Origin of the sequence: Paractinoplanes lichenicola, assembly GCF_016785085.1 — a bacterium.
In the GTDB taxonomy this organism is placed as follows: Bacteria; Actinomycetota; Actinomycetes; order Mycobacteriales; family Micromonosporaceae; genus Actinoplanes; species Actinoplanes lichenicola.
In genome coordinates this window covers 1-17,169 of the sequence record NZ_JAENHO010000002.1, presented here as the reverse complement: position 1 = coordinate 17,169, position 17,169 = coordinate 1, and the positions used below count along the sequence as shown (strand labels likewise).

The 17,169-nt window shown below is 70.0% G+C and carries 14 protein-coding genes; 6 read left to right on the top strand and 8 right to left on the bottom strand.

Translation table 11 applies throughout. The features are described 5' to 3' along the window. Positions 1 to 19: 19 nt before the first annotated feature. The 5 genes from JKJ07_RS04625 to JKJ07_RS04605 form a co-directional block, all read right to left on the bottom strand. On the bottom strand, positions 20 to 703 hold the full coding sequence (locus tag JKJ07_RS04625; RefSeq protein WP_202989992.1) for a gamma-glutamyl-gamma-aminobutyrate hydrolase family protein: 684 nt from the start codon (positions 701 to 703) through the stop codon (positions 20 to 22). Between the two features lie 211 nt (positions 704 to 914). Beyond that, positions 915 to 1,679 carry a 3-oxoacyl-ACP reductase gene (locus tag JKJ07_RS04620; RefSeq protein WP_202989991.1) on the bottom strand — a complete coding sequence of 255 codons (765 nt, stop codon included), beginning with the start codon at positions 1,677 to 1,679 and terminating at the stop codon, positions 915 to 917. Then, a complete protein-coding gene (locus JKJ07_RS04615) occupies positions 1,680 to 3,035 on the bottom strand; it encodes an aldehyde dehydrogenase family protein (RefSeq protein WP_202989990.1) in 1,356 nt (451 codons plus the stop codon). Between the two features lie 55 nt (positions 3,036 to 3,090). Next, the gene (locus JKJ07_RS04610; protein WP_202989989.1) at positions 3,091 to 4,437 is read right to left on the bottom strand and encodes a glutamine synthetase family protein; all 1,347 of its coding nucleotides are present in this window, start codon (positions 4,435 to 4,437) and stop codon (positions 3,091 to 3,093) included. A 64-nt stretch (positions 4,438 to 4,501) separates the two neighbouring features. Beyond that, the gene (locus JKJ07_RS04605) at positions 4,502 to 6,028 is read right to left on the bottom strand and encodes an amino acid permease (protein WP_202989988.1); all 1,527 of its coding nucleotides are present in this window, start codon (positions 6,026 to 6,028) and stop codon (positions 4,502 to 4,504) included. A gap of 720 nt (positions 6,029 to 6,748) precedes the next feature. Between JKJ07_RS04605 and JKJ07_RS04600 the strand changes: the two genes are divergently transcribed. The 5 genes from JKJ07_RS04600 (at position 6,749) to JKJ07_RS04580 (ending at position 11,146) form a co-directional block, all read left to right on the top strand. Continuing rightward, complete coding sequence (locus JKJ07_RS04600; RefSeq protein ID WP_202989987.1) at positions 6,749 to 7,120, top strand: helix-turn-helix domain-containing protein; 372 nt, start codon at positions 6,749 to 6,751, stop codon at positions 7,118 to 7,120. Between the two features lie 54 nt (positions 7,121 to 7,174). Next, the gene (locus JKJ07_RS04595; protein WP_202989986.1) at positions 7,175 to 8,461 is read left to right on the top strand and encodes a sensor histidine kinase; all 1,287 of its coding nucleotides are present in this window, start codon (positions 7,175 to 7,177) and stop codon (positions 8,459 to 8,461) included. Continuing rightward, a complete protein-coding gene (locus JKJ07_RS04590; protein WP_202989985.1) occupies positions 8,458 to 9,114 on the top strand; it encodes a response regulator in 657 nt (218 codons plus the stop codon). The genes JKJ07_RS04595 and JKJ07_RS04590 overlap by 4 nt, the downstream gene beginning before the upstream one ends. Positions 9,115 to 9,191: 77 nt before the next feature. Beyond that, entirely contained in the window at positions 9,192 to 10,085 is an 894-nt protein-coding gene (locus JKJ07_RS04585; RefSeq protein ID WP_202989984.1) for an ABC transporter ATP-binding protein, read from the top strand. Next, a complete protein-coding gene (locus tag JKJ07_RS04580; protein ID WP_202989983.1) occupies positions 10,082 to 11,146 on the top strand; it encodes an ABC transporter permease in 1,065 nt (354 codons plus the stop codon). Before JKJ07_RS04585 ends, JKJ07_RS04580 begins: the two co-directional genes overlap by 4 nt. Here JKJ07_RS04580 and JKJ07_RS04575 read toward each other — a convergent pair. Genes JKJ07_RS04575 through JKJ07_RS04565 form a run of 3 tightly spaced genes read right to left on the bottom strand, consistent with a single transcriptional unit; the run spans position 11,136 to position 15,896 of the window. Beyond that, on the bottom strand, positions 11,136 to 11,741 hold the full coding sequence (locus tag JKJ07_RS04575) for a TetR/AcrR family transcriptional regulator (protein ID WP_202989982.1): 606 nt from the start codon (positions 11,739 to 11,741) through the stop codon (positions 11,136 to 11,138). The two genes, JKJ07_RS04580 and JKJ07_RS04575, sit on opposite strands and share 11 nt — an antisense overlap. Positions 11,742 to 11,760: 19 nt before the next feature. Then, positions 11,761 to 13,896, bottom strand: coding sequence for a YhgE/Pip domain-containing protein (locus JKJ07_RS04570; protein ID WP_202989981.1), 2,136 nt, complete (start codon positions 13,894 to 13,896; stop codon positions 11,761 to 11,763). Continuing rightward, positions 13,893 to 15,896 carry an ABC transporter ATP-binding protein gene (locus tag JKJ07_RS04565; protein WP_202989980.1) on the bottom strand — a complete coding sequence of 668 codons (2,004 nt, stop codon included), beginning with the start codon at positions 15,894 to 15,896 and terminating at the stop codon, positions 13,893 to 13,895. The genes JKJ07_RS04570 and JKJ07_RS04565 overlap by 4 nt, the downstream gene beginning before the upstream one ends. A 117-nt stretch (positions 15,897 to 16,013) precedes the next feature. Between JKJ07_RS04565 and JKJ07_RS04560 the strand changes: the two genes are divergently transcribed. After that, a complete protein-coding gene (locus JKJ07_RS04560; protein ID WP_236028418.1) occupies positions 16,014 to 16,994 on the top strand; it encodes an LLM class F420-dependent oxidoreductase in 981 nt (326 codons plus the stop codon). Positions 16,995 to 17,169: the final 175 nt, after the last annotated feature.

Here is a 17,169-nt window from a genome sequence, read left to right as displayed (position 1 = left end):
CCTCCTTGTTGCTTCGTCCCTACTTGGCTGCCGCCGCGACGAGCGCCCCGAAGAGCCGCTCGTCGCGTACCACCTCGGGGTGCCACTGCACCCCGAGGACGAACTTGTGTCCCGGATCCTCGACGGCCTCGGGAAGGCCGTCCTCGGCGCGTCCGGTGACTGTGAGTTTTCCGGCATCGGCCACCCCTTGGTGGTGGAAACACCGGATTGCGAGGTCGTCGCCCATCAGGCCGGCGATCCGGCTGCCGGGGACGAACGACGCGTCGTGCTCGCCGTAGACCGCGGGGGCCGGGCGGTGCCGCTCGTGGCCCAGCACGTCGGGCAAATGCTGATGCAGGGTGCCCCCGGCGGCGACCACCAGAAGCTGCATGCCCCGGCACACGCCGAGCACGGGCACATCCATGTCCAACGCCCGGCGGACGAGCAAAATTTCCGCCCTGTCCCGATCGGGGCGGGTCACGGTCAGCGGCTCGGGCTCGGCGCCGTAGAGCTCGGGGCTCACGTCGGGCCCGCCTGCCAGCACCAGGCCGTCGAGCACGCGCAGCACGTCGACGTCCTCGTGGGGCGGGATCAGCACCGGCCGGCCACCCGCCTGGGTGACCGCCTCGACGTAGTCGTGCGGCACGAAAGTGGTCGGCAGGTCCCGCCAGACGCCCCAGGTGGCCTGATCCACATAGGTCGTGATGCCGATGATCGGACGCATCACCCCACCGTAACCAGATCATGTTTCCCGGCAACCACTGATCGGGTGATAGGGGTGCGCGGCGTCGCCCCCGTCATCGGAGGCGGCGCCGCGCCCGGGTCCCTCTGTCCCACCCGCACCGGGATCGACCAGCGTGGGCGGGGATTCGACCCCTGCACCCTGCGAAAAGGGTGTACAGGGCCGATGCCCGTGAAAACGGACTGTTAAACACTCAAAGCGGAGTTACATAGGCTCCCGTGATTCCGCCGTCGACCACGAACTGCGAGGCGGTCATGAAGGAGGCGTCGTCGCTGGCCAGGAAGGCCACCGCGGCCGCGATCTCGGCCGGCTCGGCGAACCGGCCCATCGGCACGTGCACCAGGCGTCGGGCGGCCCGCTCGGGATCCTTGGCGAACAGCTCCATGAGCAGCGGGGTGGCGACCGGGCCGGGGCAGAGCGCGTTGATCCGGATGCCCTCGCGGGCGAACTGCACACCCAGCTCGCGGGTCATCGCCAGTACCCCGCCCTTGCTCGCGGTGTAGGCGATCTGCGAGGTCGCGGCGCCGAGCAGCGCCACGAACGACGCGGTGTTGATGATCGAGCCCTTGCCCTGCCGCTGCATGTGCGGGATGGCGTACTTGCAGCAGAAGAACACGCTCGTCGTGTTGACCTTGAGGACCCGTTCCCAGGCCTCGATGCCGGTGACCAGGATCGAATCGTCGTCCGGCGGCGAGATGCCGGCGTTGTTGAAGGCGATGTCGACCCGGCCGTGGCGCTCGGCGACCCCCTCGAACAGGGCCTTGACCTGCTCCTCGTCGGACACGTCGCAGGCGACGAACTCGCCGCCGGTCTCCTTCGCGACCGCACTGCCCGCTTCTTCCGAGATGTCCACGGCGACGACTTTCGCCCCCTCGGCGGCGAACCGCCGCGCCGTGGCCAGGCCGATCCCGCTGCCGGCGCCGGTGATGACGGCGACCCGATCCTGCAAACGCTCCACTTAATCTCCCATCGCCAGGAACACGTTCTTGACGTCCGTGAAGGACAAAAGCGCATCCGGGCCCAGCTCACGGCCGAGTCCGGACTGTTTCATCCCGCCGAACGGGGTCCAGTAGCGCACCGACGAATGACTGTTGACGCTCAGCGCGCCGGTCTCCACGGCCCGCGAGACCCGCAGCGCCCGGCCCAGGTCGCGGGTCCAGAGCGAGCCCGACAGCCCGTATTCGGTGTCGTTGGCCAGGCGTACGGCGTCTTCCTCGTCCTTGAACGGCAGCACCGAGAGCACCGGCCCGAAGACCTCCTCGCGCCAGTGCCGGTCCTCGGTCGAGTGGGCCAGCAGCACGGTCGGCGGGAACCACCAGCCGCCGCTCTCCGGCGCGCTTCCCCGGAAGGCGACGTCGGACCCTTCCACGTACGAGGTCACGGTCTTTTTGTGCGCCGCCGAGATCAGCGGGCCCATCTCGGCGTCGGCCTGCGCCGGATCGGTCACCCGGAACGCCCGGACCGCGGGCTCGAGCAGGGCCAGGAACTTGTCGTAGACGGACTCCTGCACCAGCAGCCGCGAGCGGGCGCAGCAGTCCTGACCGGCGTTGTCGAAGACCGAGCCCGGCGCCGAGGCGGCCGCCCGCTCGAGGTCGGCGTCGGCGAAGACGATGTTGGCGCTCTTGCCGCCCAGCTCCAGCGTCACCCGCTTCACCTGGTCGGCCGCGCCCGCCATGATCGACTTGCCGACCTCGGTCGAGCCGGTGAAGCAGACCTTGCGGACGGCCGGATGGGTCACGAACCGCTGCCCGACGACCGAGCCCTTGCCGGGGACGATCGTGAACACGCCCTCCGGCAGCTCGGCCGCAAGCGCCAGCTCGCCGAGCCGGATCGCGGTAAGCGGAGTGAGCTCGGCCGGCTTGAGCACGACGGTGTTGCCGGCCGCCAGCGCCGGGGCGAACCCCCAGCCCGCGATCGGCATCGGGAAGTTCCACGGCACGATGATGCCGACCACGCCCAGCGGCTCGTGGAACGTCACGTCGAGACCGCCGGCCACCGGGATCTGCCGGCCGCTGAGCCGCTCGGGCGCCCCGGCGTAGTAGTCGAGCACGTCGCGGACGTTGCCCGCCTCCCAGCGGGCGTTGCCGATGGTGTGCCCGGCGTTGCGCACCTCCAGCTCGGCCAGCTCCTCGAGATGCTGGTCGACCACGGCGGCGAAGCGGCGCAGCAGCCGGGCCCGGTCGCCCGGCGCCACGGCCCGCCAGGCCGGGAACGCCCGCTGCGCGGTTTCGATGGCGGCGTCGGTCGCCGCCAGATCCAGCGACGGCACGGTCGTGAAGACCTCGCCCGTCGCGGGGTTGATCACATCTGTCACTAGCGAAGTCTCGCCTTCAGTCCGGTTTAGGGCGGCGGTGGGGTAGCGGACGGTGTCACATTCGCTCGAAGCCGCGGCGCAGCTCCCAGTCGGTAACCGCCGCGTCGAACGCCGTCAGCTCGACCTGGGCCATGTTCGCGTAGTGCCCGACCACGTCGGCCCCGAACGCCGCCCGCGCCACGTCGCTGCCCAGCCACAGCTGCTGGGCCTCACGCAGGGTGGTCGGCACCCGGTCGGCGGTCGCGTCGTCGTACGCGTTGCCCGGCGTCTCCGGCTCCAGCTCGAGCCCGTTCTCCAGGCCGTGCAGCGCGCCCGCGACCAGGGCGGCGATCGCCAGATAGGGGTTCACGTCGCCGCCCGGCACCCTATTTTCGACGCGCATGCCCGGACCGTGGCCGGCGATCCGCAACGCACACGTACGGTTGTCGACGCCCCAGCGCAGCGCGGTCGGCGCGAACGAGCCGGCCTGGTAGCGCTTGTACGAGTTGATGTTGGGCGCGAACAGCAGGCTGAACTCGCGCATCGTGGCCAGCAGCCCGGCCAGCACCCGCTGCCCGGTCTCGCTCAAGTGGGCCGGGCCGTCGCCCAGCATCGCCGACTTGCCGTCGCGCCCGCGCAGCGAGAAGTGGATGTGGCAGGAGTTGCCCTCCCGCTCGTTGGGCTTGGCCATGAAGGTCAGCGCCATGCCCTCCTGGGCGGCGATCTCCTTGGCCCCGTTCTTGTAGATCACGTGGTGGTCGGCGGCGGTCAGCGCGTCGGCGTAGCGGAAGGCGATCTCGTGCTGCCCGAAGTTGCACTCGCCCTTGGCGCTCTCCGGCACCAGCCCCGCGCCGTACATGTCGTTGCGGATCCGGCGCAGCAGCGGCTCGACCCGCGCGGTCCCCAGCAGCGAGTAGTCCACGTTGTACTGGTTCGCCGGGATCAGGTCGCGATAGCCCTTGTCGAAGGCCTGCTCATAGGTGTCCCGATAGAGCACAAATTCAAGTTCGGTTCCCGCGTACGCGGTGAGACCGTGCTCGGCCAGCCGGTCGAGCTGGCGCTTGAGGATCTGCCGGGGCGAGGCGTACACGGGTTCGCCGCTCGTGGTCTCGAGGTCGGCCAGCACCATCGCCGTCCCCGGCTGCCAGGGCACCGGCCGCAGCGTCGTGAAGTCGGGTTTCATGACGAAATCGCCGTACCCACTGGCCCACGACGACGACTCGTACCCGTCGACGGTGTTCATGTCGACGTCCACCGCGAGCAGATAGTTGCACCCCTCGCTGCCCCCGCTGACCACCTCGTCCATGAAGTAGCGGCCGTGCAGGCGCTTGCCCTGCAGCCGGCCCTGCATGTCGGTCAGCGCCAGCAGCACGGTGTCGATGCTGCCGTTGTCGACGGAGACGTCCAGTTCCTCGAGATCCATGCGGTCGGTCTCCTCGTTGCCTCAGGGGCCGGGCGCTGAAAAGAACGCCCGGCCCCATTCTTGATCAGTTCTCGGTCGGCATCGTCTGTTCGCCGTGGTGGGCCTTCTCGATCAGGTTCTGCTTCGGCCCGGTGAACCACTTGCGGGCGCCCGCGAACCACCAGATCGTGGCGAACGCCAGCACCACCGCGACGGCGACGATCGTGTAGTTGAAGTTGGCCGCGGTGATCGGGCTGGCCGTCGGCAGCACGAACAGCACGCAGATGATCACGACCCAGACGATCGCGATCCAGCCCACGGCCGCGCTCCACTTGCCCAGGTGCCACGGGCCCCGCTCGAACTCCGGGTTCACGCGACGCAGGAAGACCGGCATGACGTACGCGATGTAGAGGCCGATGACGGCGACCGAGGTGGCCGCCAGGTAGGCCGTCGTGTTCCACAGCGACGGCAGCACCAGCAGCGTGGACAGGGTCACGCAGAGCCAGATCGAGTTGGTCGGCGTGCCCGTACGGGGATTGACCTGCTTCCACAGCCGCGAGCCGGGCAGCGCGCCGTCGCGGGCGAAGGCGTACGACATCCGCGAGTTCGCGGTCACCGAGGCCATGCCGCAGAACCACTGCGCGACCATGCAGATGAAGAGCAGGAACGTGCCCGTGTTGTGCCCGGCGGCGTCGATGAAGATCTGCGCGGGCGGCAGGCCCAGGTCGGTGGTCCGCTGCGCCTCGTAGTCCTGGATCGACCAGGTGATCGCGAACAGCAGCACGAAGCCGGCGATCACCGAGACGACCACCGACATCACGATCCCGCGCGGGGCGGCCCGGGCGGCGTCGTGCGTCTCCTCCGCCACGTGGGCCGAGGCGTCGTAGCCGGTGTACGTGTACTGCGCCATCAGCAGGCCGATCAGCACCGCGTACACGCCGGCCCCGGCGAACGTGAAGCCGGTGGCGTTGTGCACCTCGGTGAACACCTCGGAGATGGGCTTGTGGGTGTCCGGCACGATCGCCAGCACGCCCACGATGACCGCCACGCCGACCAGGTGCCACCAGGCGCTGACGTCCGAGAGGACCCGCACCAGGTTGACGCCGAACGTGTTGAGCAGGCCGTGCACGACGATGATGACCAGGAAGATCAGGAACGTCCGCCCGGTCGTGACCTCCATGTCGAAGGTCAGGCTGAGGAACGCCGACGTCGTGATGGCCGCGCCGAAGTCGATGGCGGCGGTGACGGCGACCTCGCCCAGGAAGTTGAACCAGCCGACGAACCAGGCCCAGGCGGCCTTGTTGCGTTTGGCCAGCGCCGCCGCCCACCAGTAGAGCGCGCCGGCGGTCGGATAGGCCGAGCAGACCTCGGCCATGGCCAGGGCCACGAAGGTCACCATGATGCCGACGAACAGCCAGCCCAGGGTGATGGCGATCGGGCCGCCGGCCGCCATGGCGATGCCGTACGAGGTGATCGCACCGGCCAGAATGGAGATGATCGAGAAGGAGACCGCGAAGTTCGAGAAGCCGGACAGTCGGCGATGCAGTTCCTGCTGGTAGCCGAGTTGGGCAAGGCGTTCTTCGTCGGTGCTGGGTGCGGGGTTGACGCTCATGTGCGGCTCCCTTACCGAAGGGTTGCTGTGACCGAGGCCACGGCGTGCCGTGATGATCTACCCGCTGTGTTACCGCCGTCAATGCGCAGAGTTAAATGCGTTGCCGTGCCCCGATCCGGCCCGGCACACTCGTAGCCATGACAGGGCATCGAACGACTCGATCCCGGCCGGTGTTCTGACGCCGATCATCACGGCGCGCGAGCCCTCGGCAGGCTTCGCGAACACCCGGGGCAGCCCCACTGGCGCCCCTGCCCGCGGCGGCGCGGGACGCGGTCACCTCTCTCTCACGTGGCATCGCCACGCCGTGCGCCCGTCCCGCGCCGCCGCCCCACTCCCCCTGATTGACCTGCGGCAACATGGATCACTCCGACGATTTGTCCAAAAAATCTGTAGCTCCGGTACTAGAAATCCGGCCGTGATCGGAATACAGTTTCTGGAGTCGGCCACGCACAGCCGGCACGCAATCGCAGACCCTGAGTTGGCTAAGGAGGACGAGATACCGCAGCAACGCGCAATCGCAACGTCCCCGACCCGACAAGAGGTGATCGCAGCCGATGCCCATCACTCAGGTGGTCCGCTAGCGGCACGCAGGCGGACTGCCGAATGCGCCGGCGACGGCCGGCACCAGAATTGAAAAGCCAGGGCCCCGGTTACCCGCCGGGGCCTTGGATTGTGTTCGGAGATCCCGGCACAAGCCGCAAGACCCCCCGGAAGGGCACGATGAGCACGACCTTCGACGACGCCGACTTCCCGGCGTACACGATGGGCCGCGCCGCCGACATGATCGGCGTGACCCCCGCTTTCCTCCGCAGCCTGGGCGCCGCGGGCCTGATCGAGCCCGAACGCTCCCACGGCGGCCACCGTCGCTACTCCCGTCACCAGTTGCAGCTGGCCCAGCGAGTGCGCCAGCTCCTCGACGAGGGCTACCTCCTCACCGCGGCCTGCCGCATCGTCACGCTCGAGGACCGCCTGGCCGCGGCCCACCGCCAGATCCTCGAACTCGGCGGCACGCTGACTCCCGACGACGACGCCGACATCCCTACGCAAACCCACCCGGACATCGCGAAGACGCAGTACTACAGCGCAAGCTGACATCCGCGAACTCGCCATCCGTCGAGGCTGGGCCCGTGTGGCAGGCTCAGTGCCATGACCAGCCTCGACGACTGGCGGCGACCGGGGCCGACCCCGCGCCAGCGCCGCATCGACCTCGTCATCGGGCTCGTCGTGGTGGCCGCCGCCCTGCTCTACGTGATGCTCGCCCGCAGCGTGGGCCAGATCGTGTGGGGTGTCGAACGCAGCGCCTTCGAGCATCTCGCCTTCGCCTTCGCGGTCACGTTCCCGCTCGTCTGGCGGCGCAGCCACCCGGACGTCCTCATGATCGTCACGGCCGTGGTGTTCATCGCCGGCCAGGTCCGCGAGGCGCAGGAGATCCAGTTCGCCTCGGGCGCGATCTTCGCCGCGATCTATGCCGCGGGCGCATGGTCCCCGGATCACACGCGCTCACGCTGGCTGCGCGTCGGCGTCATCGGCGCGATGTTCGGCTGGCTCGCCATCACCTGGCTCATCTCGTACGACGGCATCGGCGAGGACGCCTTCCCCGACGGCACGGGCGAGCTGCCCCCGCTGCTCTCGGCCCTGGTCAGCCAGGTGCTGATGAACGTCGTGGTGTTCGGCTTCTCCTACTTCTTCGGCGAGATCGCCTGGCTGGCCGCCCGCCGCGAGGCCGTGCTGGTCGACCAGGCCGAGGAGCTGCGCCAGGCCAAGGTCGCGGCCGAGGCCCAGGCGGTCGTCTCCGAGCGCCTGCGCATCGCCCGCGAGCTGCACGACGTCGTGGCCCACCACGTGTCGGTCATGGGCATCCAGGCCGCCGCCGCGCGCCGGGCGATGGATCGCCACGCCGACACCGCGCGTGACTCGCTCACCGCCGTCGAAGAAAGCGCCCGTACGGCGGTGGACGAGCTCCAGCGCATGCTGGGCGCGCTGCGCACGGCCGACGAGCCGGTGACCGCGCCCAGCCCCGGGGTCGAGCGCGTCGAGGAGCTGCTCGACCGGGTCAGCGACGCCGGGCTGACGCCGCACTTCGCGGTCTACGGGACGGCCACCGACCTGCCCGCGTCGACGTCGCAGACCGCATACCGGATCGTGCAGGAGGCAGTGACCAACGCGCTCAAGCACGCCGGGGCGTCCACGATCGACGTCCGGATCCGCTATCTGACCCGGGAGCTGGAGATCGACGTGGCCGACGACGGGCGGGGCGCGACCCGCACGACCGGCGGCATGGGGCTGGTCGGCATGCGGGAACGGGCGGCGCTGCTCGGCGGCACCGTCGAGGCGGCCAACCGTACGGGCGACACCGGCGGCTTCCGGGTGCGATCGCGACTCCCGCTGGCGATCCCGGCCCCCCGCGAGAGCCAAGAGAAGGTGGCGTCATGATCCGGGTCCTCCTCGCGGACGACCACCGGCTCGTGCGTACGGGCTTCCGCGTGATCCTCGGCATGGAGGACGACATCGAGGTGGTCGGCGAGGCCGAGGACGGCGCCCAGGCGGTCGAGGCGTCCGCCCGGCACGCGCCCGACGTCGTGCTGATGGACGTCGAGATGCCGGTGCTGGACGGCCTGGAGGCGACCCGCCGCATCGTCGCCACCGGGGGCGGGCCGAGCGTGCTGATCCTGACCACGTTCGACCGCGACGACTACCTGTTCGCGGCGCTCGAGGCGGGCGCGAGCGGGTTCCTGCTCAAGAACAGCTCGCCGGAGACGCTGGTCGAGGCCGTACGGGTGATCGCGCGGGGCGACGCCCTGCTGGCCCCCGAGATCACCCGCCGCGTCATCTCGGCGTTCGCCCGGCCGGGAGCGCCGCGGGCCGAGCCGGCCGCCCGCCTCGACGAGCTGACCCCGCGCGAGCACGAGGTGCTGGTCGAGCTGGCCGGGGGCGCCACCAACGCCGAGATCGCGGCCTCCCTGCACCTGGGCGAGACCACGGTCAAGACCCATGTGAGCCGGGTGCTGACCAAGCTCGGGGCCCGCGACCGCACCCAGGCCGTGGTGATGGCGTACGAGCTCGGAGTCGTCCGCCCCGGCGGGTAGTCCTCCTTGCGGATGACTTTGATGATCATGCTCGAGCCGGACGTATTTCCGGGCCGCGATGCCTAGCGTCGAGTGGCATGACCACCGTGCTGAACGTGAGTTCCGTCAGCCGCAGCTTCGGTGACCGGGCAGTTCTCAAGAACGTCTCGTTCGCCGTCGGCGGCGGCAAGCTGACCGGGTTCGTCGGCGCGAACGGCGCCGGCAAGACCACCACCATGCGGATCATCCTGGGCGTCCTGGCCGCCGACACCGGCGAGGTGACCCTGGGCGGCACGCCGCTGACCCGCGAGGTCCGCCAGCGGTTCGGATACATGCCCGAGGAGCGCGGCCTCTACCCGAAGATGACCGTGCACGACCAGATCGTCTACCTCGGCCGGCTGCACGGCCTGAGCAGCAGCGCGGCCGAGGACCGTACGAAGAAGCTCTTGGAACGCCTCGGGCTGGGCGAACGGGCCGGCGAGAAGCTGGAGAAGCTGTCGCTCGGCAACCAGCAGCGCGCGCAGGTGGCCGCCGCGCTGGTGCACGACCCCGAGGTGCTGGTGCTCGACGAGCCGTTCTCGGGCCTCGACCCGATCGCCGTCGAGACGATGGTCGAGGTGCTGCGCGACCGGGCCGCGACCGGGGCCCCGGTGCTGTTCTCGAGCCACCAGCTGGAGCTGGTCGAGCGGCTGTGCGACGACCTCGTGATCATCGCGGACGGCGGGATCCGGGCCGCCGGCGACCGTGCCACGCTGCGCGCCCAGCACGCCGAGCCGCGCTATCAGCTGCAGGTCGACACCGACGCCGGCTGGCTGCGCGACCAGCCCGGGGTGACGCTGATCGACCTTGACGGGCCGCGGGCCGTCTTCCGCCTGCAGGACGGCTTCGACGACCAGAAGGTGCTGCTGGCCGCGCTGGAGCGGGGGCCGGTGCGATCCTTCGGCCCCGTCGTCCCGACCCTGACCGAGATCTTCCGAGAGGTCGTCCGATGAGCACCTACGCCGCCGCCAAGGTGGTCGCCGCCCGCGAGATCAAGGTCAAGCTGCGCGACAAGACGTTCCTCTTCAGCACCGCGTTCTTCCTGCTCTTCTCGATCGCCGTCACGGTGCTGCCGAGCCTCTTCTCGGGCGGACCGACCTCCGTCGCGGTAGCCGACCAGGCCACGGCCACGGCGCTGCAGCAGGCCGACCTCGAGGTGCGGGTGGTCGGCGACGACGCGGCCGCCGAGAAACTGCTGCGCGACGGTGACGTGGACGCCGCGGTCGTCTCCGGGCCGGAGGTGCTCGGCATGTCGGAGGCGCCCAACGACGTGGTGCGGGCGTTGAGCACGGCTCCCCCCGTACGCCTCCTGGACGCCGACGCCGTGGACCCGTTCCTGGCCTACATCGTCCCGTTCGCGCTGGCGTTCGTCTTCTTCTTCACGTCGTTCCTGTTCGGCCTGCAGATCGCGCAGAGCGTGACCGAGGAGAAGCAGACCCGGATCGTCGAGATCCTGGTGGCCAGCGTCCCGACCCGGGCCCTGCTGGCCGGCAAGGTGGCCGCGCTCTCGCTGCTGGCCTTCGTGCAAGTGGGCCTGATCGCGATCGTGACGCTGGTCGGCTCGCGGCTGGCCGGGCTCGACAGCGGAGTGCTGCGCCTGCTGGAGCCGACGATCGGCTGGTTCGTCGCGTTCTTCGTGGTCGGCTTCGTAATGCTGGCCGCGCTGTGGGCCGGCGTGGGCGCGATGGCGTCGCGGCCCGAGGAGCTGAGCAGCTCGTCGCAGCCGGTACAGATGGCGGTCATGCTGCCGTTCTTCGCGGTCATCTTCTTCGGCGAGAACGAGCTGGTGCTGCGGATCCTGTCGTACGTGCCGATCTCGGCGCCGGTGGCGATGCCGACCCGGATCTTCAAGGACGAGGCGGCGCTGTGGGAACCGCTCGTCTCGCTCGGCCTGATGGCGGTGACGGCGGCCGTGCTGCTGGCCATCGGCACGCGGATCTACGAGGGTTCGCTGCTGCGCACCAACGGCCGCACCTCGTGGGCCACGGCCTGGCGCTCGAACGCTACGTCGTAGTTCCCACTCTTCTAACAATTGCCAGGAGCGACTCCTCGACCTGTTCGAGGGGTCGCTCCGGCGTGAAGACCAGCCAGTCGACGGCCACCACCAGCCCGACGCCGAACAGCGCCGAGCTCGCCACCCGGACGTCGAGGTCGGCCGGCAGGTCACCCGAGTCGACGCCGGCCTGCACCGTCTCGGCGATCACGCCGATGGCCTGCTCGCGCAGCAGCACCAGGGTCTGCTGCCACTCCCGGTTGGTCCGCCACATCTCCGACAGCAGCAGCTGCGCGAACGCCCGATACCGCCGGATGTACTCCAGCTGGCTGCGGATCAGGGCGGCCACCGCCTCGCGCGGGGGCAGCCCCTCCACCGCGGCCCGGAACTCGCCGGTCAGCAGCCCGATGCCGTGCCGCAGCAGCTCCTCGAACAGGTCGGTCTTCGACTTGAAGTTGTAATAGACCGTGCCCTTGGCGACCTGGGCCCGCAGCGCGATGTCATCCACCGTCGTGGCCGAGAACCCCTGCTCGGCGATCAGCTCCACGGCCGCCTCGAAGAGCCGCTGCCGGGTGTCCTCGCGCCGCCGCGTCCGCCCGTCCGTCGTCACCGTCATAGTGTTTCAGAGCTGTTTCTCAGAACGCCAAGGCCGGGTGCAGGTCGCTCATGGTCATCCGCCGTTTGCGCCGGGCCGCCAGCAACGTCAAGGTCAAGGCCCCCAGCCCGTACGCCACCAGCACCGCGACCCCCCGCACGACGGTGTCCCCCGGGCCGCCGTCGATGAGGTGCCGCGCGGCCTGCACGACGTACGTCATCGGCAGCAGCGGGTGAATCGCCTGGAAGAACCCGGGCGACGTTTCCACCGGATAGGTGCCACCCGAGGACGTGAGCTGCAGCATCAGCAGCGCGAGGGCGAGGATCCGCCCCGGGGCGCCGAACGCCGCACCGAGCAGCTGCATGATCGCGGCGAACACGGCCGCGGTCAGCGCGAGCAGCCCCCACGTGGCCGCCGGGTGCACCGGATCGAGCCCGAGCCCGAAATGCACCACGACAAACAGCAGCGTCGCCTGCACGAGCCCGATCGCCACCGCGGGCAGCAGACCGGCCAGCACGACCCGGTACGTGGGCGCCTCGCTGACCAGATAACGACGGTTGAGCGGACGCAGCACCATGAACGTGATCATCGCGCCGACCCAGAGCGCGAGCGCCAGGAAGTAGGGGGCGAAGCCGACCCCGTACGTGGCCGCGGGGTGCCGGACGCTGCGATCGAGCGAGACCGGGTCGGCCAGCACGTCGGCCCGGTGGCTCGGATCGTCACCGTAACCCGGGATCTTGTCCGCGCCGTCGGCCAGCCCGTCGGCCAGTTGCTGGGCGCCGCCCTGCAGGTCGCCCAGCCCGTCGGCCAGCCGATGCCCGCCGCCGGCCAGCGTGGACAGCCCACCACTGAGCTCGCGCGCGCCGGAGGACAGCCGATAGAGGCCGCCCTGCAGGGTCTTCGCGCCCTGCTCGGCCTGCGCGGTGCCGGTCTGCAACTGCCCCGCGCCCGTGGCCAGCCGGTCCAGCCCCGTGGCCAGCTGGTCGACCTTGCTCCGGGCGGCCCGCACGTCATCCGCGAGGTGCGGCGCCACGGCGGCGATCTGCTTCGCCGTGGCCGAGACCTGCCTGAGGTCGGCCCGCAGGTCGTTTAGGTCGAGGCTGCTTCGCACCCGCTTGGCCTCGCCGACCAGCCGGGCGGCCAGGGCCCGGGCCTCGGTCACGCCCTCGGTGTCGTCGGGAAGGCCGTCCACATAGTCCTTGAGGTTTTGCGCGTCTTCCACAGCCCTTCGCGCCGCGTCGTCGACGCTCCGGATGTTCGCGGCCAGGGTGTCGGCCCCTCGCGCGACCAGGTCGGCTGCGTCCTCGATGCGCTGGGCGTTGTCACGCAGCAGCGGTTCGGCCTTGTCCGCGGCGGCGTCGACGGCGTTCGCGAGCCGGCGTCCCCCGGTCGCCGCCTGCCGGGTACCGGTCGCCAACTGCTGTGCGCCCGCGTTGAGCTGCTCGAGCCCGGTCGCCAGGTCGCCGGTCTTCGTGGCCGCCGTTCCCAGCCCGTTCTTCAGCTGCGTCGCACCGCCCTCGGCATCATCCAGCCCACCGGCCAGCCGATCGGCCCCCGACTCGGCGCTGGTCGCCCCGTCCCGCAGCTTGCCGGCCCCGTCCGCGGCCTGCTGAGTCTGTTGCTTGAGGTCGGTGAACCCGATCAACATCTTGTCGAAATAGCCGGCCGACGCGCTGGCCGCCGCAGCCGCCCTGACCTCCTCGAACGCGCTGCGCGCAAAGACACCGCTCAGATAGTTGGTGGCGTCATCACTGACCGCGGTAAGCGTCGCCGCCCGCGGTTGCTCGTCCTGATCGGGCGGGCTGACAAGATCCCGCGAGAAGTCCCTGGGGATCCGAAGCATCAACTGATAGCTACCGTCAGCCAGCCCTTCCTCGGCTTGCTCCTCCCCCACCACATGCCAGTCGAAGATCTCCCGCTCGATGAGCTCGTCGCCCAGATCCTTGCCCGCATGCACCTTGGTGCCATCACTAGCGGTGACAGCTGCATCCTCAAGAACAAGCGCCGCCGGAATGTGATTGAGCCGCCCGTAGGGATCCCAGAACGCGTAGAGGTAGAGCGCCCCGTAGAGCAACGGAACAACAGCCAACGTGACCACTGCCGCCCGAGTCAGCCGCCCCCGCAAGAACCGCCGCAACTCAAGCCCGGCCAACGTCAGTATGGACAGCCCCCTCATCGCCCAACCCCACCCTCATCCACAACCGCATCGCGTACGTCATCCACAGCCCCCACAAACCCGCGCCCGCCATCCACAGCCGCCGGCCCACCCGCGTCATCCACACCCACAGCCGACCCGCGCCCGCCGTCCACAGGCCGAACTGGTCCGCCCGCGTCATCCACAGCTGCATCCGACCCGCGCACGCCGTCCACAGACCCAACCGATCCACCCACGTCATCTACAGCCGCATCCGACCCGCGCACGCCGTCCACAGACCCAACCGGTCCACCCACGTCATTTAGAGCTGCACCCGACCCGCGCACGCCGTCCACAGGCCCAACCGGTCCACCCATGCCATCCACACCGACCGCCGACCTACGCTCGCCGTCCACAGCCGCCGCACCACCGCGCCCGTCATCCACATCCAGCACGGCCCCGCGACGCCCGTCCACAGCCGGCGGTGCTTCAACTTCGCCGTCCACCCCTGGGGCCGGTTCAGCCGCGTCTTCCACACCCGCAGCCGACTTGCGTGCGCCGTTTGCAGCCGCTGCAGCGCGCTCGTCATCCACAGCCAGCACCGCCCCGCGACGCCCATCCACAGCCGGCAGTACTTCACTTCCGGCATCCACACCCGGCGCCAACTCAGCCGCGTCATCCACACCTGCGCTCAGCCCGACTTCGTCATGCACACCCGTGGCGCCGTCACCCACAAGCTGAGCCGCATCGATCCCGTCCACCGTCGGACCCGACTCGGAGCCGCTATCCACAACCGCAGTTGACTTGACGGCGCTATCCACATTTGGCCGCGCTCTAACGGCGCTTTCCACAGGCGGCGTTGCGGTTTCACTGTCCACAGGCCGCGCTACGGCAACTCCGGCGTCCACAACCGGTGCCGTCCGCTCGTCGCCGTCCACAACCGGCCCCGTCCGGGCATCGCCATCCACAGCCAGCCCCATCAACCCGTCGCCGTCCACAACCCGCGCCGCCCGCACATCGCCATCCACAACCGGCCCCGTCCGCGCATCGCCATCCACAGCCAGCCCCATCAACCCATCGCCGTCCACAACCCGCGCCGCCCGCACATCGCCATCCACAACCGGCCCCGTCCGCGCATCGCCATCCACAGCCAGCCCCATCAACCCATCGCCGTCCACAACCCGCGCCACCCGCACATCGCCATCCACAACCGGCCCCGTCCGCGCATCGCCATCCACAACCCGCGTTCCGGCGACTTCGCCGTCCACAAGCCGCGCCATCCCCGTATCGCCGTCCGCAACCCGTGTTTCGGCGGCTTCGCCGTCCACAACCCGCGTCGGTTCCGGTTTGCCGTCCACAGCTGGGGCTGCGGCTGATTGGTTGTCCACAGTTGGGGCGGGAGGGCTGGCCGCAAACGGTGCTGCGGCGACCTCCGCCGGTTCTCCGTCCGGCGATTTGTGAGGTTGGGCGTTATCTGGGTGGAGGTGGATCACTGTGGTGAAGGTGGTCTCGTCTACTTCGCGGGCGGTCACGATTACTGCTGCGCCGCGGGCTGTGGACTTCGAGATCAACTGCCATAGGGCTGCCTGCTCGGGGGCGTTCAGGCCCTCGTCGAAGCCGTCGAGGGCGATTACGGACGGGGCGGCGAGCTCGGCGAGGATCAGGCCGAGGACCTGTTTCTCGTACGGGGAAAGGTCCTGACCTTGCTTGTGCGGGTCGAGGCCGTGCAGTGGGACCGAAGCGGCCGAGGGGCGACCGAGCAGGGTCAGGCATTCGCGGATGTGTTCGGTGACGGTGAAGACAGGTTCGGGGGCCGAGACGTCGGGCACGTAGCCCAGCGAGGCCCGGCCGTCGATCTCGACCCGGCCGGCGGTCAGACGAAAGCGGCGGGTCAGCGCCAGCAGCATCGTCGTGCGGCCGCTGCCGGGCGGGCCGACCACCGCGACCGTCTCGCCGGGCGAGACTGCCACGTCGAGGTCGCGGAAGAGCCATTGGTGACGGCGACGGCGAACGCCCGCCCCGCGCGCGATGAGCACCGACATGGCCGGGCCCTCCAAGAACTTAGACTGACTGGTCAGTTTAAAAACATACTCCTGGCATTGATCGTTCCCACCGTGCGGTGGTGGACCTCACTGTCGCGCCAGGGCAGGATCGTGGGCATGTCGATGCGATGGGGCATGACCGTTCCCCTGGGCGGGATCCCGCTCTCCGATCACGCCGAGGCCTTCGCCGCGCTGGGCGATGCCGGCTTCACCGACCTGTGGACGTCGGAGGTGGCCGGCTCGGACGCGTTCACCCCGCTGACGCTGGCCGCCGCCTGGGCTCCGCGGTTCCGGCTGGGCACGGCGATCGCGCCCGTCTTCACGCGCGGCCCCGGCCTGCTCGCGATGACCGCGGCCGCGCTGGCCGAGGCCGCCCCGGGGCGGTTCCAGCTCGGGATCGGGGCGTCGTCCCCGGTGGTGGTCGGCGACTGGAACGCGGCCGAATTCACGCAGCCGTTCCAGCGCAGCCGCGACATGCTGCGCTTCCTGCGGGCGGCGCTCGCCGGCGAGCTCGTCGACCAGCAGTTCGAAACCTTCGCCGTACGCCGGTTCCGGCTCGAACGGCCCCCGGCGGTCCCGCCGCAGATCCTGCTGGCCGCGCTGCGCCCGGGCATGCTCCGGCTGGCCGCCGCCGAGGCCGACGGCGTGATCCTCAACTGGCTCTCCCCGGCCGACGTGACGACCGCCCTGGCCGAGGTCAAGACCGACAAGCCCGGCTTCGACGTGGCCGCCCGGATCTTCGTCTGCCCGACCGACGACGCCGAGCACGCCCGCCGGGTGGGCCGTCGCATGATCGCCGCCTATCTGACCGTGCCCGCGTACGCCGAGTTTCACCGCTGGCTGGGCCGCGGCGACGTCCTGACCCCCATGTGGCAGGCGTGGTCGTCCGGTGATCGCAAGGCGGCGCTGGCGGCGATCCCCGACTCCGTCGTCGACGACCTGATCGTGCACGGCTCTCCCGCCGAGTGCCGGGCCAAGGTCGAGGCGTACGTGGCCGCGGGCATCACCGTTCCCGCGATGGCGCTGCTCCCGACCCCGGTCCTCGACTCCGGTGACGCCGCCGCGATCCTCGCCGTGCTGACCGGGCTGGGCCGCTGACCCGGTGTAGGCCCGCTGACCGGGCTGAGCCGCTGACCGGGTGCCGGCCTGAGTTCCCCCCGGTTTGGCGGAGCTTCTCAAGCATGATCGACTGATCATGGGGAGGAATTATCCGTGGCCGCACCGAAGAAGTACCCCGACGAACTACGGGCGAGGGCTGTGCGCCTGTATCGCG